Origin of the sequence: Thioclava sp. (genome assembly GCF_048263065.1) — a bacterium.
Lineage (GTDB): Bacteria > Pseudomonadota > Alphaproteobacteria > Rhodobacterales > Rhodobacteraceae > Thioclava.
On the sequence record NZ_JBLXEM010000005.1, the window covers coordinates 74,956 to 98,929 of the forward strand.

Annotated in this window: 23 protein-coding genes; 16 read left to right on the forward strand and 7 right to left on the reverse strand. The window is 60.8% G+C overall.

Translation table 11 applies throughout. The features are described 5' to 3' along the window. Nucleotides 1-69 precede the first annotated feature (69 nt). Nucleotides 70-702: an outer membrane protein gene (locus ACN0SD_RS08970; RefSeq protein ID WP_417807897.1), complete on the reverse strand. Its 633-nt coding sequence runs from the start codon at nucleotides 700-702 to the stop codon at nucleotides 70-72. Nucleotides 703-852: 150 nt separating this feature from the next. Then, nucleotides 853-1,515, reverse strand: a complete 663-nt coding sequence (locus tag ACN0SD_RS08975) for a TetR/AcrR family transcriptional regulator (protein ID WP_417807898.1) — start codon at nucleotides 1,513-1,515, stop codon at nucleotides 853-855. Nucleotides 1,516-1,641: 126 nt separating this feature from the next. Here ACN0SD_RS08975 and ACN0SD_RS08980 point away from each other — a divergent pair, with 126 nt between their 5' ends. The 11 genes from ACN0SD_RS08980 to ACN0SD_RS09030 all read left to right on the forward strand — a co-directional run bounded on the left by ACN0SD_RS08980 (nucleotide 1,642) and on the right by ACN0SD_RS09030 (nucleotide 11,803). Continuing rightward, on the forward strand, nucleotides 1,642-2,892 hold the full coding sequence (locus tag ACN0SD_RS08980) for a Zn-dependent hydrolase (protein WP_417807899.1): 1,251 nt from the start codon (nucleotides 1,642-1,644) through the stop codon (nucleotides 2,890-2,892). Between the two features lie 129 nt (nucleotides 2,893-3,021). Beyond that, nucleotides 3,022-4,473 carry a dihydropyrimidinase gene (gene hydA / locus ACN0SD_RS08985; protein WP_417807900.1) on the forward strand — a complete coding sequence of 484 codons (1,452 nt, stop codon included), beginning with the start codon at nucleotides 3,022-3,024 and terminating at the stop codon, nucleotides 4,471-4,473. A gap of 7 nt (nucleotides 4,474-4,480) precedes the next feature. After that, entirely contained in the window at nucleotides 4,481-4,903 is a 423-nt protein-coding gene (locus ACN0SD_RS08990; RefSeq protein ID WP_417807901.1) for a VOC family protein, read from the forward strand. Next, nucleotides 4,900-5,688 (forward strand): ABC transporter ATP-binding protein, encoded by a 789-nt coding sequence (locus ACN0SD_RS08995; protein ID WP_417807902.1) that lies wholly within the window; start codon nucleotides 4,900-4,902, stop codon nucleotides 5,686-5,688. Before ACN0SD_RS08990 ends, ACN0SD_RS08995 begins: the two co-directional genes overlap by 4 nt. A gap of 36 nt (nucleotides 5,689-5,724) precedes the next feature. Next, nucleotides 5,725-6,585, forward strand: a complete 861-nt coding sequence (locus ACN0SD_RS09000; protein ID WP_417807903.1) for an ABC transporter permease — start codon at nucleotides 5,725-5,727, stop codon at nucleotides 6,583-6,585. Beyond that, on the forward strand, nucleotides 6,585-7,433 hold the full coding sequence (locus ACN0SD_RS09005) for an ABC transporter permease (protein ID WP_417807904.1): 849 nt from the start codon (nucleotides 6,585-6,587) through the stop codon (nucleotides 7,431-7,433). Before ACN0SD_RS09000 ends, ACN0SD_RS09005 begins: the two co-directional genes overlap by 1 nt. 63 nt (nucleotides 7,434-7,496) lie before the next feature. Further along, nucleotides 7,497-8,486, forward strand: coding sequence for an ABC transporter substrate-binding protein (locus ACN0SD_RS09010; RefSeq protein WP_417807905.1), 990 nt, complete (start codon nucleotides 7,497-7,499; stop codon nucleotides 8,484-8,486). 140 nt (nucleotides 8,487-8,626) lie between these two features. Then, entirely contained in the window at nucleotides 8,627-9,058 is a 432-nt protein-coding gene (locus tag ACN0SD_RS09015) for a hypothetical protein (protein ID WP_417807906.1), read from the forward strand. Nucleotides 9,059-9,223: 165 nt separating this feature from the next. Next, a complete protein-coding gene (locus tag ACN0SD_RS09020) occupies nucleotides 9,224-9,406 on the forward strand; it encodes a hypothetical protein (protein ID WP_417807907.1) in 183 nt (60 codons plus the stop codon). A 78-nt stretch (nucleotides 9,407-9,484) separates the two neighbouring features. Beyond that, the gene (locus ACN0SD_RS09025) at nucleotides 9,485-10,804 is read left to right on the forward strand and encodes a short-chain fatty acyl-CoA regulator family protein (RefSeq protein ID WP_417807908.1); all 1,320 of its coding nucleotides are present in this window, start codon (nucleotides 9,485-9,487) and stop codon (nucleotides 10,802-10,804) included. A gap of 60 nt (nucleotides 10,805-10,864) precedes the next feature. Next, on the forward strand, nucleotides 10,865-11,803 hold the full coding sequence (locus tag ACN0SD_RS09030; RefSeq protein WP_417807909.1) for a LysR family transcriptional regulator: 939 nt from the start codon (nucleotides 10,865-10,867) through the stop codon (nucleotides 11,801-11,803). 11 nt (nucleotides 11,804-11,814) lie between these two features. On the opposite strand, the gene ACN0SD_RS09035 is transcribed toward ACN0SD_RS09030, so the two are convergent. Next, nucleotides 11,815-12,474 carry a thiamine diphosphokinase gene (locus tag ACN0SD_RS09035; protein WP_417807910.1) on the reverse strand — a complete coding sequence of 220 codons (660 nt, stop codon included), beginning with the start codon at nucleotides 12,472-12,474 and terminating at the stop codon, nucleotides 11,815-11,817. A gap of 141 nt (nucleotides 12,475-12,615) precedes the next feature. Here ACN0SD_RS09035 and ACN0SD_RS09040 point away from each other — a divergent pair, with 141 nt between their 5' ends. Continuing rightward, the gene (locus ACN0SD_RS09040) at nucleotides 12,616-15,549 is read left to right on the forward strand and encodes a hypothetical protein (protein ID WP_417807911.1); all 2,934 of its coding nucleotides are present in this window, start codon (nucleotides 12,616-12,618) and stop codon (nucleotides 15,547-15,549) included. Nucleotides 15,550-15,851: 302 nt separating this feature from the next. Then, a complete protein-coding gene (locus tag ACN0SD_RS09045; RefSeq protein WP_417807912.1) occupies nucleotides 15,852-16,154 on the forward strand; it encodes a VOC family protein in 303 nt (100 codons plus the stop codon). A 54-nt stretch (nucleotides 16,155-16,208) separates the two neighbouring features. On the opposite strand, the gene ACN0SD_RS09050 is transcribed toward ACN0SD_RS09045, so the two are convergent. After that, complete coding sequence (locus tag ACN0SD_RS09050) at nucleotides 16,209-16,448, reverse strand: DUF2842 domain-containing protein (RefSeq protein WP_417807913.1); 240 nt, start codon at nucleotides 16,446-16,448, stop codon at nucleotides 16,209-16,211. 4 nt (nucleotides 16,449-16,452) lie between these two features. Continuing rightward, nucleotides 16,453-17,748 (reverse strand): adenylosuccinate synthase, encoded by a 1,296-nt coding sequence (locus tag ACN0SD_RS09055; RefSeq protein WP_417807914.1) that lies wholly within the window; start codon nucleotides 17,746-17,748, stop codon nucleotides 16,453-16,455. 264 nt (nucleotides 17,749-18,012) lie between these two features. On the opposite strand from ACN0SD_RS09055, the gene secG reads away from it, so the two are divergent. Together secG and ACN0SD_RS09065 are read left to right on the forward strand one after the other, a co-directional pair. Then, on the forward strand, nucleotides 18,013-18,471 hold the full coding sequence (gene secG / locus ACN0SD_RS09060) for a preprotein translocase subunit SecG (protein ID WP_417807915.1): 459 nt from the start codon (nucleotides 18,013-18,015) through the stop codon (nucleotides 18,469-18,471). A 166-nt stretch (nucleotides 18,472-18,637) separates the two neighbouring features. Further along, complete coding sequence (locus ACN0SD_RS09065) at nucleotides 18,638-20,281, forward strand: CTP synthase (protein ID WP_417807916.1); 1,644 nt, start codon at nucleotides 18,638-18,640, stop codon at nucleotides 20,279-20,281. Nucleotides 20,282-20,579: 298 nt separating this feature from the next. On the opposite strand, the gene purD is transcribed toward ACN0SD_RS09065, so the two are convergent. Further along, entirely contained in the window at nucleotides 20,580-21,842 is a 1,263-nt protein-coding gene (gene purD / locus ACN0SD_RS09070) for a phosphoribosylamine--glycine ligase (RefSeq protein WP_417807917.1), read from the reverse strand. 65 nt (nucleotides 21,843-21,907) lie between these two features. Between purD and xseA the strand changes: the two genes are divergently transcribed. Further along, nucleotides 21,908-23,500, forward strand: coding sequence for an exodeoxyribonuclease VII large subunit (gene xseA, locus ACN0SD_RS09075; protein WP_417808109.1), 1,593 nt, complete (start codon nucleotides 21,908-21,910; stop codon nucleotides 23,498-23,500). On the opposite strand, the gene ACN0SD_RS09080 is transcribed toward xseA, so the two are convergent. Beyond that, nucleotides 23,497-23,925: a hypothetical protein gene (locus ACN0SD_RS09080; protein WP_417807918.1), complete on the reverse strand. Its 429-nt coding sequence runs from the start codon at nucleotides 23,923-23,925 to the stop codon at nucleotides 23,497-23,499. The two genes, xseA and ACN0SD_RS09080, sit on opposite strands and share 4 nt — an antisense overlap. Nucleotides 23,926-23,974 lie beyond the last annotated feature (49 nt).

Consider the following 23,974-nt stretch of genomic DNA (forward strand, 5'->3'; position numbering starts at 1 on the left):
ACCCGACTGCTTTGGTATGAAAAAAGGGCGCGAATACGCGCCCCTTCCAATTTGTGAAGTTGGTCTGAACTAGAAAGCGTATTTCATGCCGACACGGATCTGGGTAAAGGCATAGCCGCCCGATGTGACAGTCGATGCGCTGAAGTCAGGGCTTTTCAAGAGTATCTGCATGAGTTCCGCACGCAGCGCGATACGGTCACTCAAGGCGTAATCCGTTCCGAGCCCGAGCGCAAAGCCCGCCTGCGTCCCGGAATAGCCGCAATCAATAAATCCACAGGGCCCCGTATCGGCACTACCTTTGATATGACCCGCAGCGAAACCAGCAGTCACATAGGGCGACAACTTGCCCATTTCAGTGCGCGCGGTGACTCGTAGTGTCGCCAGCCAGTCGGCCTTCATTTTACAGCCTTCTCCGATGGTGACGCACGGGAATGTACTGCCCACAATACGGTTGGACTCATAGTCACCAAACGAAATATCGCCCTCGATTGCTACGGCGGGCGTAAGCGCCTTGCCAAAGCCCAGCGTGATCCCGTTGCCATCCGCCTTGATCGGCACCGTGTCGCCAAAGCTATACGTATAATTTGGCTCGACGAGTGTTCGATTGGCCAGCACGTAGCCGTAGACGTTCTCGGCTGATGCGCTGGTTGCGAGCACGTTGAGTGCGATCGCCGCGCTGGCGATGATCGTTTTTAGGTTCATTTTTCAGGCTACCCCAAATTTCGATCCGACCCTTGTGGCAAGCTAAATCGAAAAAAATCTAATAATCAAATGCTTCGAGCGGGAGCGTCGCGAAAATTATAGCTACGTTGCTTTATTGCTGTGACGAGCGAAAGCAATTCGCGAGAGGGCTCACTTTACCCCGATGCCGCGCAGCACGATCCCCTTCACGCTGGCTTTCGTGGCCTCCCATTGCGCGTCTGACAATGGCTGGCCACCGTTCAGCGTCTCGATCTGATGGCCGAAATCGGCGTAATGCTGGGTTGTCGCCCAAAGCATATACAGCAGGTGATGTGGGTCCACGTCCGCCATTTGGCCTTGCGCGATCCAGCGCCGGATAATCTTGGCGCGCCCCTCAGTCCAGTCGCGCAGCGTGGTTTCCAGATAGTCCTGAATGACTGGCGCGCCATGCATAACCTCGCTTGCCCAAACCTTGGACCCGTTGGGGTGACTGCGTGAAATTTCCATCTTGGCGTCGATATAGGCGCCGATCCCTTCAGTAGGGCCGGAGGCTGCGTCAAACACATCTGCAGCCTCAAGCCAGACATTGAAAATCTGTTCAACCACGCGGCGATAAAGCGCCTCTTTGGTGTCGAAATAATAATGCAGATTAGCCTTCGGCAATCCCGCCATATCCGCGATCAACTGCATCGTCGCCCCGCCAAAGCCCGCCTCGGCAAAGACAGTCTCGGCGGCTTTAAGAATCGACTCTTCAGTCGCGCGCCGTGCTTCGGCGCGGCTTCCCGCACCACTGCGCCCAATTTTTGAGCGTTTGCCGCTCTCGTCATCTTTCATTTGCGATCCGCCCGAATTTTTGTTGACCAGATAGTCAGGACGTGGCCCACTCAACTTGACCATACGGTCAGAACAAGATTCGTCGCAAGAGGGCAAAGCCCCACCAGCCGACAGGGAGTTTCAAAAATGTCTGCACCCGGAGAGAACCTTCGCATCAATCCCGACCGCCTTTGGGATAGCCTTATGGAGATGGCCAAGATCGGCCCCGGCGTCGCGGGTGGCAATAATCGCCAGACCCTCACCGATGCCGACGCCGAGGGCCGCGCGCTGTTCCAGAAATGGTGTGAAGCCGCGGGTATGAGCATGGGCGTCGATAGCATGGGCAATATGTTTGCCACGCGCCCCGGCCAAGACCCCGACGCGCTGCCCGTATATATGGGCAGCCATCTTGATACGCAGCCTACGGGCGGGAAGTTTGATGGTGTTCTGGGCGTATTGGGCGCGCTGGAGGCCGTGCGCTCGATGAATGATCTCGGGATCAAGACCAAGCACCCGATCGTGGTGACCAACTGGACCAACGAGGAAGGCACGCGGTTTGCGCCTGCCATGCTGGCCTCGGGGGTGTTTGCGGGGCTTCACACGCAGGACTGGGCCTATGAGCGTGAGGATGCCGAAGGCAAGAAATTTGGCGATGAGCTGAAACGCATCGGTTGGGTCGGTGACGAAGAGGTGGGCGCGCGCAAGATGCATGCGATGTTCGAGCTACATATCGAACAAGGCCCCATTCTGGAAGCCGAGGGCAAAGATATCGGCGTTGTCACCCACGGGCAGGGGCTAAGCTGGACGCAGGTGACGATCACAGGCAAAGACAGCCACACCGGTTCCACCCCGATGCCGATGCGCAAAAATGCCGGGCTTGGCATGGCGCGCGTGCTGGAACTGGTCGATGAAATCGCCTGGTCGCACGCCCCCGACGCGGTGGGCGCGGCGGGTCATATCGACGTCTATCCCAATTCGCGCAATGTGATCCCCGGCAAGGTCGTGTTCACGGTTGATTTCCGCTCGCCCGATCTTTCGGTGATTGAGGATATGGAAAAGCGCCTGCGTGAAGGGGCGCAGAAAATTTGCGACGACATGGGTCTGGGCGTGGAGTTCGAAAAAACCGGCGGCTTTGATCCGGTCACCTTTGATCCGACCTGCGTGTCGGCAGTGCGCAATGCCGCCGAAAGGCTGGGCTATAGTCATCGCGATATCATCTCGGGGGCGGGGCATGATGCGTGCTGGATCAACAAGGTCGCGCCCACGGCGATGATCATGTGTCCTTGCGTCGACGGGCTAAGCCACAATGAGGCCGAGGATATCTCCAAGGAGTGGGCCGCGGCGGGGGCCGATGTTCTGTTCCACGCCGCGCTGGACACGGCGGAAATCGTGAGCTGAGCGAAGGTGCCGGGGGGGGCTGTCTGCCCCGTCGCCGATTGGTGCTCGGACCAATGGCGCATCAATCGGCGATCCCCGAGGATATTTCGATCAAGAGGAAGGTTGCAGCCTTTCGAAGGGAGAGAAAGAATGACCACAGTCATCAAGAACGGAACCATCGTCACCGCAGATCTGACCTATAAGGCGGATGTGCTGATCGAGGGCGGACAGATCATTGAAATCGGGCCGGACCTGACCGGCGACGAGAGCTTGGATGCCACCGGTTGCTATGTCATGCCCGGCGGGATTGATCCGCATACTCATCTGGAAATGCCCTTCATGGGCACTTATTCCACCGATGATTTCGAATCCGGCACGCGGGCTGCGCTGGCAGGCGGCACCACGATGGTGGTCGATTTCGTGCTGCCCTCGCCGGGTGAAGGGCTGCTGGATGCGCTCAAGAAATGGGACAACAAATCGACCCGCGCGCATTGTGATTACTCGTTCCACATGGCGATCACATGGTGGGACAAGCAGGTCTTTGACGAGATGAAGACCGTGACCGAGCATGGCATCAACACCTTCAAGCATTTCATGGCCTATAAGGGCGCGCTGATGGTGAATGATGACGAGCTGTATTCGAGCTTCAAGCGCTGCGCCGAACTGGGCGCGATACCGCTGGTGCATGCGGAAAACGGCGATGTGGTGGCGGAATTGTCGGCGAAACTGCTCGCCGAGGGCAATAGCGGCCCCGAGGGTCATGCCTATTCCCGCCCACCGCAGGTCGAGGGCGAGGCGACGAACCGCGCCATTATGATCGCCGATATGGCGGGCGTACCGCTGTATGTTGTGCATACCTCCTGCGAGGAAAGCCACGAGGCGATCCGGCGTGCCAAGATGAACGGCAAACGCGTCTGGGGCGAGCCGTTGATCCAGCACCTGACGCTGGATGAGTCCGAGTATTTCGACAAGGATTGGGACCATGCCGCGCGCCGCGTGATGAGCCCGCCTTTCCGCAACAAGCAGCATCAAGATAGCCTGTGGGCGGGCTTGCAATCGGGCACGCTGTCGGTCGTCGCGACCGATCACTGTGCCTTCTCGACTGAACAGAAACGCTATGGCGTGGGCGATTTCACCAAGATCCCCAATGGCACGGGCGGGTTGGAAGACCGCCTGCCGATGCTGTGGACTTATGGTGTGGGCACGGGTCGGCTGACGCCCAATGAGTTCGTCGCCGTGACCTCGACCAATATCGCCAAGATCCTGAACGTCTATCCCAAGAAGGGGGCCGTGCTGGTTGGCTCGGATGCCGATCTGGTGGTCTGGGATCCCAAGGCGAGCAAGACAATCTCAGCCAAGACGCAGCAATCTGCCATTGATTACAACGTGTTTGAGGGCAAAGAGGTGACTGGACTGCCGCGCTACACGTTGTCGCGCGGGGTAGTTGCTTGGGCCGATGGCGAGATCAAGACCAAGGAGGGCCACGGCCAGTTCGTCGCGCGCGATCCCGGAATGCCGGTGACCAAAGCGCTGTCGACCTGGAAAGACCTCACCGCGCCGCGCCCGGTGCAGCGCAGCGGTATTCCCGCGAGTGGGGTCTAGGGTCGCGATGGGTGCTCCGGCCCATAGCGGTGTTCTCGAGGCGGCGGTCTATGTCGGCGATCTCGACGCGACCGAACGCTTCTACAGCGGCGTTCTTGGTCTTGAGCGGATAGCGCGGGTTGAGGGGCGGCACGTCTTCTTTCGCTGCGGGCCAAGCGTAATCCTTGCTTTTATCGCAAAGGCCACGCAGCGCCCACCCGCCCCGGACGCGAAACTGCCCGTGCCCCCGCATGGCGCGATCGGGCCGGGCCATGTTTGCATAGGCAGCACGGGAGAGCTGTTAGATGAATGGGAAAAACACTTGAAAGACAATGATGTAGAGATTGAAGCTGACTTTCGTTGGCCGAACGGAGCGCGCTCGATCTACCTGCGCGATCCGGCAGGCAATAGCGTCGAGATTGCCGATCAAATCCTGTGGAGGCGCACATGACGGCCGCCCCGGTCATCTCAGCCAAAGGGCTGGACCTGACATTTGAAACCAATGACGGCCCGGTTCACGCGCTTAAGGATATCACCCTTGATATCGAGCGTGGCGAGTTCGTCAGCTTCATCGGCCCCTCGGGCTGTGGCAAAACCACCTTCCTGCGCTGTATCGCGGCGCTGGAAACACCCACGGGCGGCGAGCTGCGCGTCAATGGCATGAGCGCCGAGGACGCGCGCAAAGCGCGATCTTATGGCTATGTGTTTCAGGCGGCGGGGTTGTATCCATGGCGCACGATTGCGGGAAATGTGAAACTTCCGCTGGAAATTATGGGGTTTTCCAAGGCCGAGCAGGCCGAACGCGTTGAAAAAGTGCTATCGCTGGTCGATCTTGACGGCTTCGGCAAGAAGTTCCCGTGGCAGTTGTCGGGCGGCATGCAGCAACGCGCCAGTATCGCGCGCGCGCTGGCTTTTGACGCCGATATCCTGCTGATGGACGAACCCTTTGGCGCGCTGGATGAAATCGTGCGCGATAAGCTGAATTCCGAGCTGCTCAAGCTGTGGGAGCGCACGCAAAAGACCATCGGTTTTGTCACCCACTCGATCCCCGAGGCGGTCTATCTGAGCACCAAGATCGTGGTGATGTCGCCGCGTCCGGGCCAGATCTACGAGGTGATCGACAGCCCGCTGCCGCGCAGTGCGCGCCCGCTTGATATTCGCGACAGCGAGGAATTCCTGCAAGTCGCGCACCGGGTGCGCGAAGGACTGCGCGCGGGGCATGCGTATGATGAGTGATGCGATCACCCAACAGGTCGGGCAGGGGGAACGCGCATGAAGATGATCGCCCCTATCTTTACCGTTCTCGCCGCGATTGTGCTGCTTTGGTATGGTGGCTCGGTCGCGCTGAATGCGAAATGGACCTATGATCAAGCCGCGCGGGCGGGCGAGAGCGTGACGATCTCTCAGCTTCTCAGTGACACGATGCATCAGAAGCGCCCCGTTTTGCCCGCACCCCATCAGGTGGCGCAGGGGCTTTGGCAGGGGCTTGCTGGGCAGGCGATTACCTCCAAGCGCAGCCTAGTTTATCACGGCTGGATCACGCTTTCCGCCACGCTGGCGGGCTTCGCGCTGGGCACCGGGCTGGGGATTTTGCTGGCGGTCGGGATCACGCATAGCCGCGCGATGGATCTGTCGGTGATGCCTTGGGCGATTGCCAGTCAGACCGTGCCGATTTTGGCAATTGCGCCGATGGTGATTGTGGTATTGGCGAGCCTTGGGGTAACGGGGTTACTGCCCAAGGCGCTGATCGCGGCCTATCTCAGCTTTTTCCCGGTGCTGGTGGGCATGGTAAAGGGGCTGCGCGCGCCTGATAGCATGCAGCTTGATCTGCTTAAGACTTATAATGCCAGTCAGGGCGAGACGTTGCGCAAGCTGCGGCTGCCCTCGTCGATGCCCTATCTGTTTGCCTCGCTCAAGGTCGGTGTTGCTGCCAGCCTTGTTGGTACCATCGTGGCGGAACTGCCTGCGGGGGCCACGCGAGGCCTTGGCGCGCGGCTGCTTTCGGGCAGCTATTATGGGCAAACGGTGCAAATCTGGTCGGCGCTGTTCACGGCGGCCGCACTGGCGGCGATCCTAGTCGGGATCGTAGGCGTGATCGAGCGGATCACCCTGAAACGAATGGGGATGGCGTGATGGGTTGGGCGATTTTTGCGATACTGTTCTGGCTGGCAGCTTGGGGTGCCAATGCGTGGATGGCACGGCGCTATGGGCATCAGCGCTGGGCGCAATTTGCTATCCCCGCGCTGTTTGGCATCACGGTGCTGTTGCTTTGGGAGGGCCTGGTGCTGGGCTTTGGCATCAGCCCGGTGATCCTGCCCGCGCCCAGCCAGATCGCGCAGACCTTTGCGCAATCCGGCCCGATCCTGCGCGGGGATTTCGTGCAAACGATCCTGAAAGGCGCGCTGTCGGGCTATGTGATTGGCTGTGGCGCGGCAATTGTCGTGGCGGTGCTGATCGACCGCTCGCCGTTTTTGCAGCGCGGGTTGTTGCCGATTGGCAATTTCGTGGCTGCCTTGCCGATTGTGGGCGTCGCGCCGATCCTTGTGATGTGGTTCGGCTTTGACTGGCAGTCCAAGGCGGCGGTCGTGGTGGTGATGGTGTTCTTCCCGGTGCTGGTGAACATGGTCGCCGGGCTGGCCGCGACCGATCATCTGCAACGCGACCTGATGGCGACCTATTCGGCGAGCTACTGGCAGGGGCTGATCAAACTGCGCCTGCCCGCGGCGATGCCGTTTCTGTTCAACGGCCTGAAAATCGCGACCACGCTGGCGCTGATCGGGGCGATTGTTGCTGAATTTTTCGGCAGTCCAACCCGCGGGATGGGCTTTCGGATATCGACCGCCGTGGGGCAGCTTGATTTGCCGCTCGTGTGGTCGGAGATTACCGTTGCGGCGATTGCAGGCTCGGGCTTTTATGGGGCGGTGGCGCTTCTCGAAAAGCTGGTGACGTTCTGGCACCCGTCGCAGCGGGCCCGAGCTTAGGCACCGCCTGAGAATTATAAAAATCCCGGGCAAAGATCCGGGGACAACAGTGGAGAGTAAACGATGAAGAAACTGATGACCGGGCTGAGTGTCAGCCTTGGCCTTTTTGCCGGTGCGGCATGGGCTAATGAGGATGTGACGCTGCAACTCAAATGGGTGACGCAGGCGCAGTTCGCGGGCTACTATGTGGCTCAGGACAAAGGATTTTACAGCGATTCTGGCCTGAATGTCACGATCAAACCGGGCGGCCCCGATATTGGCCCCGAGCAGGTGATCGCAGGCGGTGGCGCCGATGTGATCGTCGACTGGATGCCGGCCGCTTTGGCGGCGCGCGAAAAGGGCCTGCCGTTGGTCAATATCGCCCAACCTTACAAAAAATCGGGCATGATGCTGACCTGTCTGAAGGAAAGCGGCATCAAGACTCCCGCCGATTTTCCCGGCCATACTTTGGGCGTGTGGTTCTTTGGCAATGAATACCCGTTCCTAAGCTGGATGTCGCATCTGGGCATTCCGACCGATGGCGGTGACGCGGGCGTGACGGTGCTCAAGCAGGGCTTTAACGTCGATCCGCTGCTGCAAAAACAGGCGGCTTGTATCTCGACGATGACCTATAACGAGTATCTTCAGGTGCTTGAGGCGGGGATCCAACCGGACCAGTTGGTCACCTTTAAGTATGAAGATGAGGGCGTCGCGACGCTCGAAGACGGTCTTTATGTGATGGAAGACAGCCTCAAGGACCCGGCTTTCGTCGAGAAGATGGCGAAATTCGTCAAAGCCTCGATGGAGGGCTGGAAATACGCCGAGGAGCATCCCGAGGAAGCTGCGAAAATCGTGCTGGATAACGACGAAACCGGCGCGCAGACCATCGAGCATCAGGAAGGCATGATGAAAGAGGTCGCCAAGCTGACCGAAGGCACCGATGGCATGCTGGACCCGGCGGATTATGAGCGCACGGTGAAAGTGCTGCTTGAAGGTGGCTCTGATCCGGTGATCACCAAGCAGCCCGAAGGCGCGTGGACCCATGCGGTGACGGATGCTGCCGGTCTGAAATAAGCCAGCGAAGCCGATGCGCCGCTTGCACGGCCAATGCGCCCCCCGGAGCCGATCCGGGGGGCTTTTTGCTGCGCGATTGCACGGCTTGTTAAGGCTTATGTGCTGTAACGGGGCCGGCAGATTGGGAAAGGCGTTGGCAAATGGTGGTTCATGCACAGGCAAGGCGGCAAGGCGGGCACGGGTTGCGCAACGCAGTACTGGCGATTGTCAGCTTTTTGGCATTGGTCGCGCTGTTCTGGATGACGTGGAAAAGCCAGTTCGCGGCCCCCGCAAGCTATGTTTTCAAAACCCCCACCCAAGAGGTAGAGGCCGCTTATTGTCTGGCGGTCGTGCGCCAGATCGCGCCGGGTGGTAGTTTTGGCGGCTACCTTGATGAGGCGCAGGATTTTTGGCTGAAACGGCTGATGACCTACGGCGGCGATATGGCGGATAACCTTACGCAGGGCGAGACCCTTTTGGGCCGCCATCTTGCCACGTTTCCGGGGCCGGATCGGGTGTGGTTGATGGATGCAATGGATGCCTGTTCCAATCGGGCGCTGGTCTATGGGTTTCGCTTTCGCGCGTTTCAATGAAGCTGGATCACGCCTGTTCCCCCTTGCCGTTGGAAAAACGTAAGGTCACACTCATCTTTGGCGTCGATATTTATTGATCGAAGTCAAAGCTTGAAGCACAGTACTGAACTATATGGTTCACTTGAAGGGCCGAGAGAATTTCGCCCGACTGACAGGAGACAGATGATGCAAAAAACGTTCAAAACAACACCGGTTCTGGCACTGCTCGCAGTAATGACGCTTGGCGCGCTGGCTGGCTGCACCGAGACCCAAGGCGCGAAGGATTGCAAGCAGACGCAAGGTACCACAGGAGATGAATTCTCGTGTGACGTGCCCAACATGCGCGCGACCATCGAAAACCCGATGTAAACTTTCAGGCGGTAAACCCCTTGTAAAAAGCTTTGTATCTCCTGCGCCTAGCTGTAAATCTGGACGCAGGAGGACGATATGGCCAAATCTGCACTCACCGGCACGCGCATCCGCGAACGCCGGACATCGCTTGGCATGAAACAAGCCGATTTGGCGCGTTCTGCAGGCATTTCTGCGGCCTATCTCAATCTGATCGAACATAACCGCCGCCGCGTCAGTGACGCCTTGGTCGAGCGGATTTCGCGCGCGATGGGGGTTGATCCCGTGGCGCTGTCTGAGGGTGCGGATAGCGCGCTGTTTGACGGTCTGCGCGAGGCTGTCGCAGGATTTGAGGCCGAAGGTGCAGGCCCGTTTTCCGCCCCCGATCTTGAGCGTATCGAGGAATTCGTTGGCCGTTTCCCCGGTTGGGCGGGGTTGCTGGCGCGTTCACAGGCGCGCGTGACCAGACTGGAGCGCCTGCTTGAGGGCTACGCCGAACGTATGGCGCAAGACCCGTTTCTGGCAACCTCGCTGCATGAGGTGCTGTCGGCGGTGACGGGGCTACGCTCTAGCGCTGCGATTCTGGTTGAGACCGAGGATATCGAACCCGAGTGGCAGGCGCGATTTCTGGCCACGATCCAGACCGAAAGCCTGCGCTTATCGGGCGCGGCCGAGGCCTTGGTTGGCTATCTCGACGAGATGGAAGACTCTGAGACCGGGCTGTCCTCGCCGCAGGAACAGTTTGAGGCCTGGTTAGAGGCGCGTGATTGGCATTTCCCAGAAATCGAGGCGGGCGAGCGTAACCTCGCGGGGCTGATCGCGGGCGTGCCGGAGCTTGCCTCATCGGCGGCGCGCACTCTGGCACTGGCGCATCTTGAGCGCGTGGCAAGCGATGCGCGCGCCTTGCCGCTGGATCTGATCACGCGCGATCTGGCCGAACTGGGCGCTGATCCCGGCGCAATTGCGCAGGCGCGCGCAGTCCCAATTAATGTCGTGCTGCGCCGTCTTGCGTCCCTGCCGGCTGGGCTGGCCGGGCTTGCGCCGCCGGGGCTAGTGATTTGCGACGGGTCTGGCACCCTGACCTTTCGCCGCTCGGCACCCGGGTTTGCGCTGCCCCGTTTCGGCGCGGCCTGTCCGCTTTGGCCCCTTTATGAGGCGCTGGCCCAACCGATGCACCCGATACGCACGCTGGTCGATGTGGCGGGGCGCGTGCCGCAACGCTTTGTTACCTACGCGATTTGCGAGACCCGCGCGGTGGGCTTTGACGCGCCGACGCTGCGTGAGGCGACGATGCTGATCCTGCCCGCGCCAGATGAGGTCGCGTCGCTGCCTGCGCGCGCCATCGGGGCGTCGTGCCGGATTTGCCCGCTGGCGCAATGTCCGGGGCGGCGCGAACCCTCGATCGTGGCGCTTGGCTAAACGCTTGCCTCAGATTGGCGCAAGCGGCACTCTCGTGATGATCCCAATCGGAGCCTTTCCATGTCTGGCAATCCCCCCCGCGTAAGCCTTTGGGCTGTCGAGGTCTTTACCGCCACCGCCGAGGAAGGCGCAATCACCGCCGCCGCGCGGCGTCTTGGCGTGTCGGCCCCCACGGTCAGCCAGCAGCTTGGCGCACTCGAGGCCGCCTTGGGTGCGGAATTGGTGGATCGCTCGGCGCGTCCCTTTGCCCTGACGGTGGCCGGGCGCGGGTTTTTGCCCCATGCCGAGGCGATGCTGGATGCCTTGGCGCGCGGTCGCGCGGGCGTGTCGCTGGCCGATCCTGCCGGGCTGACCAGTTTCCGTCTTGGCATGATTGAGGATTTCGAGGCCGAGGTGACGCCGCTGTTGCTTGCGGGGATGGCCAGCGATCTGCGCCAGTGCCGCTTTGAGTTGGAAACCGGCCCAAGCCATCGTTTGCTAGCGAAACTAGAGGCGCGCGGGCTGGACGTGGCAGTCGCCGCCCAGCCCGAAGGCCCGCCGCCCGATGCAAGCGAGGTGCATCCGCTGTTGCACGAGCCTTTCATGGCGGTGCGCCCGGCAGGTGGGGGCGCGGATCTACCTCTCATTCATTATTCGCAACGCACTTTGATGGGCCGTCAGATCGCCGCGCATCTGGCGCGCGAGGATATGGGTGGCGGTCATCGGTTGGAACTCGACAGCTATCCTGCGATTTTGGCGCTGGTCGCGGCGGGGCAGGGCTGGACGATCTTGACGCCCTCGGCGGTGCGCCATGCGCGGCGCTCGGGATTGGAACTGGCACCGCTGCCCGGCGCGCCGCTGTCGCGCACGATCACCCTGGCCGCGCGCGAGGGCGTTCTGGGCGATTGGCCCGCCCAAGTCGCCGCACGCCTGCGCGCTCTTTTGGCGGATCGCGTGGTTGCGCCCGCTTTGCTAGAGGCTCCGTGGCTGAAAGACGCGTTACGCATCGAGCCGGGCTAACGCGCAGGCCGTTACGGCGCGCTCAAACCCAACGCTTGCAACACTGCGCCCAGGTTCTCGCGCGGCAACATCAATAGCGCGGCCCCGTCTAGGGTGATCTCAACGCGCCCGTGCGCCTCATTCGAAGTGCCCACGCGGCTATCGGGCGCAAAGGCGATGTCGTCGAGCGGCCAGCGCAGCCCCGTCGAGCGTGCTGCAACCGGCCCAAACGGAAACAATGACACCCGCGTTCCGGCAGGCACATCCAGCGCGATACGGCTTGGACAGCGGATGATCACCTCGCGCTCTGCCAGCATCACGACAAGGGCGGGGCTGCGGATCAGATCGCTCATCGCCGCTAAAGTGTGATCCAGCCGCATCCCGGTGAATCCCAGCGCCATTACAAAAGGGGCCTTGATCGCGCGCAGGCATTTGGCGAAATCCGTGCTGTCTTGCTCTGTGATTCGATGCACACGCCCGCCCAACTGCTCGCTTGCAGACTTGGACAGGCTGTCGAGATCACCAATGACCGCCTTGGGATGCAATCCCAACGCCAACGCATGATCGCCCCCGCCATCCGCCGCCACCAGACAGGGTGCGATTGTCAACGATTCGTCAACATCTTGCGGGTTTACTGCGCCAGCGCCCAGTAAGGTGACCCCGCACGTTGAGTTTACAATCAGGTGGAACATGGCATGATTGATGACGAATAAGGCACGAGAACACAATCGAGACCTATAAAATTCCTTTCAAATGCCCTTTTTCGTCCACGGGAAAGCACCAGTTTGGGGGGATGGTGGCAACAATGAGGTCCAAATGAAAGCGAGTGGTCCATGATTGGTGCAAACAAGATCCTGACCGTCTCCTACGGCACTTTTTCGTGCACCCTTGAGGGGTTCGACGAGCCGTTCAATACGATGAAGGCGATTGCGGAGTATTTCCGTGATCTGGCCGCGGATGATCGGTATTTCGGCGCAGAACCCCCGCAACCCGACGCAGAGATGCTGCACCGGATTGCTGAACGCGAAATCAATCGCCGGGTTGAGGCAAAGATCCACGAAAACGGCGTGGTTTTGCGTCAGCAAGACGATGAAACAGCCTTGCAGGATGATGCAGGCGCGCTGGCTGAACCCAGCGAGGGGACGCAGGAAGCTGCGCCCGCGCAAGCTGATGCCGCTCCGCTGGTGTTGACGGATGCCTCGAAAGGCGCGCCCGAACCCGAGGCGCAGCCCGAACTTGAAGCCGCGCCCGAACCCGAAGTGGCGTTTGGCGAACCCGAATCGGTTGCCGCCAAGCTGCAACGTATTCGTGCCGCAGTAGCGCGTGCGCGTTCCGTGGCTCCCGACTCCTATGAAGACGACGAGCAGTCCGATGTGATCCCGCAGGCCCTGCTTGCAGATGGCGATATCGCGCTAGGTGGCGAGGCAGGTGATTTTGGCTTTGATCTCGATATTTCGGGCCCGCTCGCGGCAGAAGATATCGACAGCGATGATGCGATTGTCGCCCCCGCTGAGGTAACGCCCATCGAAGACTCCGCTGCTGTTGAGCCCGCGCAAGCCATCGTCGAAGATACCCCGGCCAAAGAGGACGTGAGCGTTGAAGATAGCGTCACCGCCGCGCTGGCCGAGGCGCTTCAACCCGAGCAAGACATGCCCGCTGAGCTTGAGGCGCTCGACGCTGCCGCTGACCCGACGGAAGAAGACTTGGTCGAGGCGAGTGCTGAGACTGACGAAGTTGCAGCGCAGGCCAGCCCTGAAGAAGAAGCGGCCCCGAAAGAGGAGACGCAAGACGCGGCTTCGGATGCTTCGGGTGCCGAAGATGACGCGGCAGAGGCAACGAACGCGGTTGTCGATACGGACAAAGAAGTGATGGATCGTCGTGCCGCCCGCCGTGCGCGCCGCGCCGCCAAACGTGCGCGCCGCGCGCAAGCCTTGCAAGCCACCGTCGCGGCGCAACTCGCAACGCCGGACGCGCCCGAGCAAGACGTTAAGGGTGATCTTCCGGTTGCCGAGGCACCGCCGGTTGAGGATGTTGCGCAAGTCGAAGAAGACGCAACGACCCAAGAGGTTGCTCAAGACGATGTAGCGGTCGCGCAAGATGACATCGCTCAGGACGAGGCTGACGCTTCACCCGAAGACGCAGCCGATACCGCTCCTGCTTTGATGGTCCAGCCCGTGCGTGCTCGTGTGATCAAGGTGCGCCGCGCCGATCACAATGCCGCTCCGATCATCACGCATGAGGTAAGCGACGCGCCCCTCGCACAAAATGAGGTGACGCAAACCGAGCAGGCGCTGGCGGATGCGCAAGACAGCGAAGTGTCGGATGTTGACGATCTGGCCGCGCGGCTTGCTGCAGAGCTGGGTGAAAGCACGCCTGAAACGGCTGTTGAAACGCCCGTTGAGGCCCCCAAAAGCGCGTTGTCAGAGGATGACGAAGCCGATCTGATACGCGAACTGGCGATGCTGGATGGCGATGATGAGGACGATCTCGACCAGATCGCGCAGCAAGACGCTGGCGATGAAACCGCGCAAGAGGGCGCGCCTGAAGAGATCGTGTCTGAAGATGCGGTGATCGTCGAGGAGAGCGAAGAAGATGCGCTCGTCGCCGAGGTATCTGAGCCTGAAACGGTTGCCGAGGATGACGATGCCGCGCTTGTGGCCGCCTTGAGCGCGATCCAAGAAGCTTCCGAAGCTGCCGCCGAACCCGAGCCGGAGATGGCCGAGGTCGAGATGGATGAAATCGAAGCCGATGAACTTGAAACGGTAGTTGTCGAGGCCGAAACGGGCGACGTTGAAACGGTTGATCAAGACGCCGAAGAGGTAGAAATCTTCGAAGAAGACGCCCTGATCGAAATCGCAGCAGAGGCCGAGAGCGACGAGCAGGACGCAGCCGACGTTGAAACCGAAGAAGCAGAACTGGCCGAAGTGGATGACACCGAAGCAGAATTGGCTGAAGCGGACGACGCCGAGGCAGAGGCACCTGCAGAAACACACGTTGCCGCCGCCGCTTTTGACAACCGCGAAGATGAAACTGCGCGCTTGATGCAAGAGGCTGACAAACAGTCCAAGGTTGTGGAAACGCGCCGTCGCTTCTCGGCGATCGCCCATCTCAAAGCCGCAGTGGCTGCGACTGTGGCGGATCGCATCACAAAGGGGCAAGACACCGCGCGCGGCAGCATTGAGGATCCGCAAGCCGCCGAACCTTACCGCGAGGATCTGACGCAGGCCGTGCGCCCGCGCCGCCCCGTCGGCGGTGGCAATGAACGTACGATGCGTCGCCCTGAAACGGTGCGCCCGGCGCCGCTGGTGCTGGTGTCAGAACAGCGCATCGACACGCTTGAGTCCGAATTGCATGACAATGCCGCCGTGGCGCGCACGCCCACGACGCACGTGATCCGCCCGCGCCGCATCTCTAGCGCGCAACTGGCTGAAGCGTTTGATGACGAGGCCGAAGCGATGGCCCCCAATCAAGCCACAAGCTTTGCCGAATTTGCCGAAACCCTTGGCACGCAGGGCTTGTCTGATCTGCTTGAGGCGGCTGCGGCCTATACCTCGGCTGTTGAGGGACGTCCGCATTTCTCGCCGCCTCAGATCATGCGCAAGCTGACCGCGATGAGCGAGACCGCCGAAGTGCCGCGCGAAGAGCGGATGCGGGTCTTTGGGCGCCTGCTGCGTCAGGGTAAAATCGCCAAGGTCAAACGCGGCCAATATGCGATCACGACCGCATCGCGCTATTACGACGAAGCTAAAATGGCGTCGGGTCAATAAGTTAGACCTGCTCGCGGGGACATTAAGCTTACTAATGAAACGGGCGGTCCAGACGGGCCGCCCGTTCTGCTTTGCGAACAAATTCGCGTCTAAGAGACAAGCGGAGTCGCATTTTGCGACTGACGACTGCAATCGAGCCAAAACATGACTTATCGGCGGGTCCATGCTATTTTATGGCGATGAGCAGCTTTATGGCGATGAGCAGCGTCATTATCCCAACCCTGCGATACCGAGATGCGAAAGCCATGATGGTTTGGCTTTGCAACACATTCGGATTTGATAAATACTAGGTTGTCGAAGATGTGTCAGGGGGCATTGCGCATGCGCAACTGACATTCGGCGACAGCATGATCATGCTCGGGAATGCGCGCGACGACGAATTCGGCAAGCTGATGAAACCGGCAGCCGATCTGGGCAGAACGACACAAAGCGCTTACATTATCGTCCAGGATGTTGACGCTCTGTGTGACAGAGCCAGAGCGGCAGGGGCTGAGATTGTGATGGAACCGAAGGATGAAGATTACGGAGGCCGCGGTTTTTCCTGTCGCGACCCTGAAAAGCAACTTTGGAACTTCTGCACCTACAATCCTTGGAACGCAGGATAGCGACAGGTTTGGTTTGCCAAAAAGTGCGCGCGATGCGGCTCTACGCGCGCCGCCTTACTGGCGCGGCGGCACGTCGGGGTCTTCCTTGCCCACGCCGCGAAAGATCGGCTTGAGCGGCAAAACCCAGATCACGCCAAGCACGATATAGACCAGCACCGAGCCCCACCAAGGCATCATGCCCCAGCGCGTCTCGGCCCAGTTCACGATGCTGACCGCCACGATGATGTAGGCGGGCAGCCCGACCACGAGGGCCAGCATCGAGAGGCGGCGGCGGGCCTTATAGCTGAGCGCCATCCGCTCAATCCGCGAAAGGATCGGTGACGAGGATGGTGTCGTCGCGCTCGGGGCTGGTGGACAGCATCGCAACCGGGCAATCGATCAGCTCTTCGATGCGGCGAACATATTTGATCGCGGCGGCGGGTAGATCGGCCCAGCTGCGCGCGCCCTCGGTTGAGGCATTCCAGCCCTCGATTTCCTCATAGACGGGCACGCATCGCGCCTGCTGATCGGCCGCCGTGGGCAGGTAATCCAGTTGCTTACCGTCTAACTCATAGCCGACGCAGATTTTCAGTTTCTCAAACCCGTCAAGCACATCCAACTTGGTCAGCGCAATGCCCGACACGCCCGAAACCGCGCAGGTCTGGCGCACCAGAGCCGCGTCAAACCAGCCACAGCGGCGTTTGCGCCCGGTCACGGTACCAAATTCGCGGCCCCGCTCGCCCAGCCTTTGACCGTCTGCATCGTCCAGCTCGGTCGGGAAGGGGCCTTCGCCAACGCGGGTGGTGTAGGCTTTGACGATGCCAAGGACGAAATCAATCGCCCCCGGCCCCATGCCGGTGCCCGCCGCCGCTTGACCTGCGACCACATTGGATGAGGTCACAAACGGGTAGGTGCCAAAATCAATATCGAGCAGTGATCCCTGCGCACCCTCAAACAAGATGCGCTTGCCGGCCTTGCGGTTCTCGGCCAGAACCTTCCAGACGGGGGCGGCGTATTGCAGAATTTCCGGTGCGATCTCAAGTAGTTGCGCGATCAGCGCGTCGCGATCCACAGCCTCGATTCCCAAACCTTTGCGCAGCGGGTCATGGTGCTGCAGAGCGCGATCAACGCGTGCGATCAGCGTGGCTTCATCGGCCAGATCGGCTACGCGCACCGAGCGCCGCCCGACCTTGTCCTCGTAAGCCGGGCCAATGCCGCGCCCGGTCGTGCCGATCTTGGTGCCTTTAGAGGCCGCCTCTTCGCGCGCGCGATCCAGCTCACCATGAATGGGCAGGATCAGCGGCGTGTTTTCCGCAATCATCAGCGTTTCGGGGGTGATCGTGACGCCTTGTTCGCGGATTTTCGCGATCTCGGTTACTAGATGCCACGGGTCAAGCACGACACCATTGCCGATGATCGACAGTTTGTTTCCTCGCACCACGCCCGAAGGCAGCGCGTTCAGCTTGTAGACCTTGGCGTCGATCACCAGCGTATGGCCCGCGTTATGACCGCCCTGAAAGCGCGCAATAATATCGGCACGCTCGCTTAGCCAGTCCACGATCTTGCCTTTCCCCTCGTCACCCCATTGGGCACCGACGACGACGACATTGGCCATTGCTCTCTCCTTGGCAGGTATAAAACCGCGCGAGATATAGCGGCTGAACGGGCGCAGCGAAAGCCCGGTTTTGCGATTTGCTGTGATGCAGGCCCTCCCGTCAGGGGGCGTCTATATCTTTAGATCGCTTGGCTCTGCTCACTTGAGCAGGGCTTGCGCGGTGTTTTGCGCCGCTGATTGGGAAAAACCGTCAACTCGGCCTTGCGACTTTTGCCTCTTGCGCCTAGATAGGCGCGTCGAACTAGGAAGGCCCGGACCCGTTCAATGGAAAACGTCGTTCTCTCAATCCACTTGATCCTTGCACTGCTGCTGATTGGCGTGGTGTTGCTGCAACGCTCTGAGGGCGGTGGGCTCGGAATGGGTAGCTCCAGTTCCAGCGGAGTCGGCGGTGTCATGTCCGGCCGTCAGGCCGCCAATGCGCTGACCCGGCTGACTTGGCTTCTGGCCGCAGGGTTCCTTGTGACCTCGGTGACGCTGACGGTTCTGGCCGCGCAAAAGGCCAAAGACGAATCGGTGCTTGATCGCGCGACGACCGGACAGACGGTTCCGGCTGGCGATGCTACAGCACCGACTGCGCCAGCAGATCAGGGTTCGGATGCGGGCAGTCTGGGCGTCGTGATGCCCCCCGCGCCAAGCGATTCAGCGACCTCCACGGGCGGCACGTCTGGCGAAAGCACGACCGATAGCTCGACGGGCCCGGTTACGCCGCCGCCTGCGAACTAATCACGTCCTCGCGCCACAACCTGTTGGGGGGTGGCAAGAAAACAACCCAATAACTTGCGGTTCGGTTGCGGGCGGATTGCGAATCGTGTAAGCATCAAACCCCGTGATCCTGCGCCCTTTTGGGGCCGGGAATCAGTTTTGAATTTTGCAGATCACGGGGGTCTTCATGGCACGTTATGTCTTCATCACCGGTGGCGTTGTTTCGTCGCTCGGCAAGGGGTTGGCATCGGCCGCTTTGGGGGCGCTTCTGCAAGCACGCGGCTTCTCTGTGCGCTTACGCAAGCTGGACCCCTATCTCAACGTCGATCCCGGCACGATGAGCCCGTTCGAGCATGGCGAGGTTTTCGTCACCGATGACGGGGCCGAGACCGATCTGGATCTGGGCCATTACGAACGCTTCACCGGGGTCAGCGCGCGCAATACCGATTCCGTGTCTTCGGGGCGGATCTATTCCAACGTTCTGGAAAAAGAGCGGCGCGGCGAATATCTGGGCAAAACGATTCAGGTGATTCCGCATGTCACGAATGAAATTAAAGACTTCCTTGATGTTGGCGACGATGAGGTCGATTTCATGCTGTGTGAGATCGGCGGCACGGTCGGCGATATCGAAGGTTTGCCGTTTTTCGAGGCGATCCGCCAGTTTTCTCAAGATCGCCCGCGCGGCCAGTGCATTTTTATGCATCTCACGTTGCTGCCCTACCTCGCAGCCTCGGGTGAGTTGAAAACCAAACCGACGCAGCACTCTGTCAAAGAGTTGCGCTCGATTGGCTTGCAGCCCGATGTGCTGGTGTGCCGTTCCGAGCACCCGATCCCCGAAAAAGAACGCGCCAAGATCGCGCTGTTTTGCAACGTGCGCCCCGATTCCGTTATCCCCGCCTATGATCTGAAATCCATCTATGAGGCCCCACTGGCCTATCACCGGATGGGGTTGGATCAGGCGGTGCTCGATGCGTTTGAAATCTCGCCTGCGCCCAAGCCCGATCTGTCGCGCTGGGAAGACGTGATGGACCGCCTCAACAATGCCGAAGGCGAGGTGCGCGTGGCCATCGTGGGCAAATATGTCCAGCTTGAGGATGCCTATAAATCCATCGCCGAGGCGCTGACCCATGGCGGTATGGCTAACCGGGTGCGCGTCAAGGCCGAGTGGATTGATGCCGAGATATTCGAGACAGAAGACCCTGCGCCCTATCTGGAAGATTACGATGCGATCTTGGTTCCTGGCGGCTTTGGCGAGCGCGGCACTGAGGGCAAGATCCGCGCCGCTCAATTCGCGCGTGAAAAGGGCGTGCCTTACCTCGGGATCTGTTTGGGCATGCAGATGGCAGTGATCGAGGCCGCGCGCAACTTGGCGGGCGTTGCCGATGCCGGGTCCGAGGAATTCGATCACGAAGCGGGGAAAAAGCGTTTTACACCCGTGGTGTATCACCTCAAGGAATGGGTTCAAGGCAACCATCGGGTCGAGCGTAAGCTTGATGACGATAAGGGCGGCACGATGCGACTGGGCGCTTATACGGCGGCCTTGCATGCGGGCTCGAAAGTGGCCGAAATTTACGGCTCAACTGAGATCGAAGAGCGTCACCGTCACCGCTATGAGGTCGACATCAAGTATCGAGAACCGCTGGAAAGCTGCGGGCTTGAATTTTCCGGCATGTCGCCCGATGGACGTCTGCCCGAAATCGTCGAGCACAAGGACCACCCGTGGTTCATCGGCGTGCAGTTCCACCCCGAGCTGAAATCCAAACCCTTCGCGCCCCATCCGCTGTTTGCTGGATTTATCAAAGCGGCGCTTGATCAAAGCCGTCTCGTCTGATCTTTGCTTTGCGGGGCCTTGCGGCCCCGCCCGTTTTGGGGCGCTGCCCCCCTTCGCATGAGGCGAATTCCCCCGGGATACTTCAAACACTTGGATAGCAATAACGCCCGACTCGATCCGCAGAGGGGCGGGCAAGCCGGGCGCTTCCAAGTGTACGGCCATCGGCGTCCCCGCCTGTCCCGCACTCCAAGGTTGCACCGATTCCGGTTAAGATATCCTTATCGGCCTTCCAAGTGTTCAAAATTTCCCGGGGGGCTGGCGTAGCCAGCGGGGGCGGCGCCCCCTCAGACTTTTCAGATCAAAGCGCACGCCAGCCGATATCACGGCGTACGAAGCCTTCGGGCCAGTCGATCGCATCGACCATCGCGTAAGCGCGATCATGTGCCTCTTGCAGGGTTGCGCCGCGTGCAGTGACGTTGAGGACCCGCCCGCCATTGGCCACGATCTGCCCGTCCTTGCTGCTGGTGCCGGCATGGAAGATCATGTGATGGCTGTCACCGGGTAGCGCATCCAGACCACCAATTTCCGAACCCTTCTGATAGGCCCCAGGGTAGCCCTTGGCGGCCATCACGACCGTGATCGCGTGATCGGGGACCCATTGCGCGCGCATCTCTGCCAGCCGTCCCTCGGCGCAGGCCAGCAGAAGATCAAGCGCCTGCGCGCCCAGCCGAAGCATCAGCACCTGACATTCCGGGTCACCAAAACGCACGTTATATTCCACCAGTCGTGGCTGGCCGTCCTTGATCATCAGCCCTGCATAGAGAACCCCCTGAAACGGAGTGCCGCGGCGCGCCATCTCGGCCACGGTGGGGCGCACGATTTCGGCCAGCGCCTTTTCTTCGATCTCGGGTGTCAAAACCGGGGCAGGGGAGTAGGCCCCCATGCCGCCGGTGTTGGGGCCACTATCGCCTTCACCCACGCGTTTGTGGTCTTGCGCACCGCCCACGGGCAGGATGTGGATGCCGTCGCACAGGATGAAAAGCGACGCTTCCTCGCCTTCCATGAATTCCTCGATCACCACTTCGGTGCCCGCATCACCAAACGCGCCGCCGAAAATCTCGTCGATCCCGTCCAGTGCCTCGGGCAGCGTCATGCCCATGATCACGCCCTTGCCAGCGGCCAGACCATCCGCCTTGATCACAATCGGCGCACCCTGCTGGGTCACATAATCCTTGGCTGCTTGCGCATCGCTGAACCGCGCATAGGCTGCGGTGGGCGCGTTGCAGGCGTCGCAGATTTCCTTGGTGAACGCCTTGGAGGCCTCAAGCTTGGCCGCCTCAGCCGAGGGGCCAAAGGTCAGATAGCCCTGCTCGCGCAGCGCATCGGCGACGCCAGCCGCTAGCGGTGCCTCGGGGCCGATCACGACGAAGTCGATGGCATTGGCCTCGCACAGTTCCAGAACCGCCGCCGTGTCGCAGGGGTCGATCGCGGCGCAATCGGCAATCTGCGCGATGCCCGCATTGCCCGGCGCGACGATCAACCGGTCGCATTTCGGGTTTTGTTTGATTGCCCAAGCCAGCGCATGTTCGCGCCCGCCGCCGCCCAGAACCAGAATGTTCATCACACGCCCCCTTGGCCTTGCCATTTGGGCCTTCTAAGCTGGGCGCAAGAGTGAGGCAAGGCTGGCTGATGGACCTTTGGGACGACGAGAGCGGCTCGAACGCGCATGATTACACCGTTTCCGAGATTTCGGGGGCGGTCAAACGTGTGATCGAGGGCGAGTTTGGCCGTGTGCGGGTGCGCGGTGAGGTTGGACGGGTCTCGATGCCGCGCTCGGGGCATATGTATTTCGACCTCAAGGATGATCGCTCGGTGATCGCCGCCGTTTCGTGGAAGGGCCAAGTTGCCAAGATGGAGGTCCGCCCCGAAGAGGGGATGGAAGTAATCGCCACCGGCAAGCTGACCACATTTCCGGGGCAGTCCAAGTATCAACTGATCGTGGATACGGTTGAACCAGCAGGCGCGGGTGCGCTGATGGCGATGCTTGAGGCGCGGCGCAAGCAACTGGCGGGCGAGGGGCTGTTTGAGGCTGAGCATAAGCGCGCGATCCCGTGGTTGCCGAATGTGATTGGCGTGGTGACCTCGCCCTCGGGCGCGGTGATCCGCGATATTTTGCACCGGTTGCGCGACCGTTTTCCGCGCCATGTGCTGATCTGGCCGGTGGCGGTGCAGGGTCAAGCCTGCGCCCCCGAAGTCGCCCGCGCGATCCGGGGTTTCAACGCGATGGCACCGGGCGGGCCGATTCCGCGCCCCGATCTGATCATAGTGGCGCGCGGTGGAGGCTCGATTGAGGATCTGTGGGGGTTCAACGAAGAGGCGGTAGTGCGCGCGGCCTTTGACAGTGAGATCCCGCTGATTTCGGCGGTGGGCCATGAAACCGACACGACGCTGATCGACTATGCCTCGGATCGGCGCGCGCCCACGCCCACAGCGGCGGCGGAAATGGCGGTGCCGGTGCGCGCGGAACTTGCCAGTTGGCTGTCTGAGGCACAGGCACGCATGGGGCGCGCGGCGCGTGGACGGTTGGAGCAGCGCGATCAGCGGTTGCGCGATCTGAGCCGTGGATTGGGTCGCCCCGAGACGCTGACCCAGTCGGCGCGACAGCGCTTTGATATGTGGGCGGACCGGTTGGGGCCAGCGCTGCGCACGCTGGTGCTGCGTAAGGGCACGCGGTTTGCTCCGCTGTCGGCACGGATTGAGCCGCGCCTTTTGCGTCAGTTCATGGGCAATGAAGCGCGCCGCCTAGATGGGTTTGCGGGCCGCTTGCAGCCCGCCCCGGGTGTGCGGCTGCGCCGCGCTCAAAGGGATCTGGATATGCTGGCGCGTCGATTAGAGGCCTCCAAGTCGCGCATGATCGGTGATGCTCAGCGCCGCATCCGTGACGATCACACCCGTCTTGACGGGCTGACCGTACGGCTGTCGCGCCTGCCCGAAACGCGCATCGAAGCGCTGCGCGAGCGACTGGATCGGTTGGATAGGATGCGCCAGACGCTGGGCTATCGCGAGACGCTCAAGCGCGGCTATGCCGTGGTGCGCGGGCCGGATGGTGTGGTGACCAGTGCCGTCGTTGCAGGCAAGCAACCCGGTCTGGAAATCGAATTCGCCGATGATCGTCTGGCGGTCATTCCCGGTGGCGGAGGCGCATCAACTTCGCCCGCCAAGCCCAAGCCCACCAAGAAGAAATCCGAACCGCCACCCGATCAGGGTAGTCTGTTTTAAACGCCCAGATCCGGCCCCTGACAGCTCAGCGGATCTTGGCTTTCACTGAGGCTGACAAGAGGTTCGCTGTCCGGGTCGCCGCGGAATTTCGCAACTAACCCTTGCGGGCTGTCATAAAATGTCCAGCATTGCAGTGGCACGAAATCACCATAGTCAAAGCAGATAAACTCATCGCTTTGGAACCAGTCGCCTTCCTTACATTCGCTTTGTGTGAAGGCCCAGATGACCTTGTGGCCGGGCTTGTATTGTTCGGTGCCGTAGGGTTGGCCCTGCGCGGAATAGGTGATCGTGCGGCCCTGCGTGCGCGCGTCGAATTGCTCGGCGTTGAGCGGTTTGCCCAGATCGGCGGCCAGATCAACGGGTTGGGCCGTCGCGGACAGAGCTGTGAGGGTGGCAAGGCAAGTCAGGACAAGAAATTGGCGCATCGGGCCTCCGGGGTCAAATTGTGCCCAGAGTGCCAGATCACGCAGCCCT

What these genes read in the sequence shown, in the direction of transcription:
- secG (WP_417807915.1), top strand. Translation starts at nt 18,013, where the DNA reads ATGGAAAACGTCGTTCTCTCAATCCACTTGATCCTTGCACTGCTGCTG.
- ACN0SD_RS08980 (WP_417807899.1), top strand. Translation starts at nt 1,642, where the DNA reads ATGTCTGCACCCGGAGAGAACCTTCGCATCAATCCCGACCGCCTTTGG.
- ACN0SD_RS09065 (WP_417807916.1), top strand. Translation starts at nt 18,638, where the DNA reads ATGGCACGTTATGTCTTCATCACCGGTGGCGTTGTTTCGTCGCTCGGC.
- ACN0SD_RS08995 (WP_417807902.1), top strand. Translation starts at nt 4,900, where the DNA reads ATGACGGCCGCCCCGGTCATCTCAGCCAAAGGGCTGGACCTGACATTT.
- ACN0SD_RS09005 (WP_417807904.1), top strand. Translation starts at nt 6,585, where the DNA reads ATGGGTTGGGCGATTTTTGCGATACTGTTCTGGCTGGCAGCTTGGGGT.
- ACN0SD_RS09040 (WP_417807911.1), top strand. Translation starts at nt 12,616, where the DNA reads ATGATTGGTGCAAACAAGATCCTGACCGTCTCCTACGGCACTTTTTCG.
- ACN0SD_RS08975 (WP_417807898.1), bottom strand. Translation starts at nt 1,515, where the DNA reads ATGAAAGATGACGAGAGCGGCAAACGCTCAAAAATTGGGCGCAGTGGT.
- ACN0SD_RS09055 (WP_417807914.1), bottom strand. Translation starts at nt 17,748, where the DNA reads ATGGCCAATGTCGTCGTCGTCGGTGCCCAATGGGGTGACGAGGGGAAA.
- ACN0SD_RS09050 (WP_417807913.1), bottom strand. Translation starts at nt 16,448, where the DNA reads ATGGCGCTCAGCTATAAGGCCCGCCGCCGCCTCTCGATGCTGGCCCTC.
- ACN0SD_RS08990 (WP_417807901.1), top strand. Translation starts at nt 4,481, where the DNA reads ATGGGTGCTCCGGCCCATAGCGGTGTTCTCGAGGCGGCGGTCTATGTC.
- ACN0SD_RS09010 (WP_417807905.1), top strand. Translation starts at nt 7,497, where the DNA reads ATGAAGAAACTGATGACCGGGCTGAGTGTCAGCCTTGGCCTTTTTGCC.
- ACN0SD_RS08970 (WP_417807897.1), bottom strand. Translation starts at nt 702, where the DNA reads ATGAACCTAAAAACGATCATCGCCAGCGCGGCGATCGCACTCAACGTG.
- ACN0SD_RS09015 (WP_417807906.1), top strand. Translation starts at nt 8,627, where the DNA reads ATGGTGGTTCATGCACAGGCAAGGCGGCAAGGCGGGCACGGGTTGCGC.
- ACN0SD_RS09035 (WP_417807910.1), bottom strand. Translation starts at nt 12,474, where the DNA reads ATGTTCCACCTGATTGTAAACTCAACGTGCGGGGTCACCTTACTGGGC.
- ACN0SD_RS09000 (WP_417807903.1), top strand. Translation starts at nt 5,725, where the DNA reads ATGAAGATGATCGCCCCTATCTTTACCGTTCTCGCCGCGATTGTGCTG.
- ACN0SD_RS09025 (WP_417807908.1), top strand. Translation starts at nt 9,485, where the DNA reads ATGGCCAAATCTGCACTCACCGGCACGCGCATCCGCGAACGCCGGACA.
- hydA (WP_417807900.1), top strand. Translation starts at nt 3,022, where the DNA reads ATGACCACAGTCATCAAGAACGGAACCATCGTCACCGCAGATCTGACC.
- ACN0SD_RS09020 (WP_417807907.1), top strand. Translation starts at nt 9,224, where the DNA reads ATGCAAAAAACGTTCAAAACAACACCGGTTCTGGCACTGCTCGCAGTA.
- ACN0SD_RS09080 (WP_417807918.1), bottom strand. Translation starts at nt 23,925, where the DNA reads ATGCGCCAATTTCTTGTCCTGACTTGCCTTGCCACCCTCACAGCTCTG.
- purD (WP_417807917.1), bottom strand. Translation starts at nt 21,842, where the DNA reads ATGAACATTCTGGTTCTGGGCGGCGGCGGGCGCGAACATGCGCTGGCT.
- ACN0SD_RS09030 (WP_417807909.1), top strand. Translation starts at nt 10,865, where the DNA reads ATGTCTGGCAATCCCCCCCGCGTAAGCCTTTGGGCTGTCGAGGTCTTT.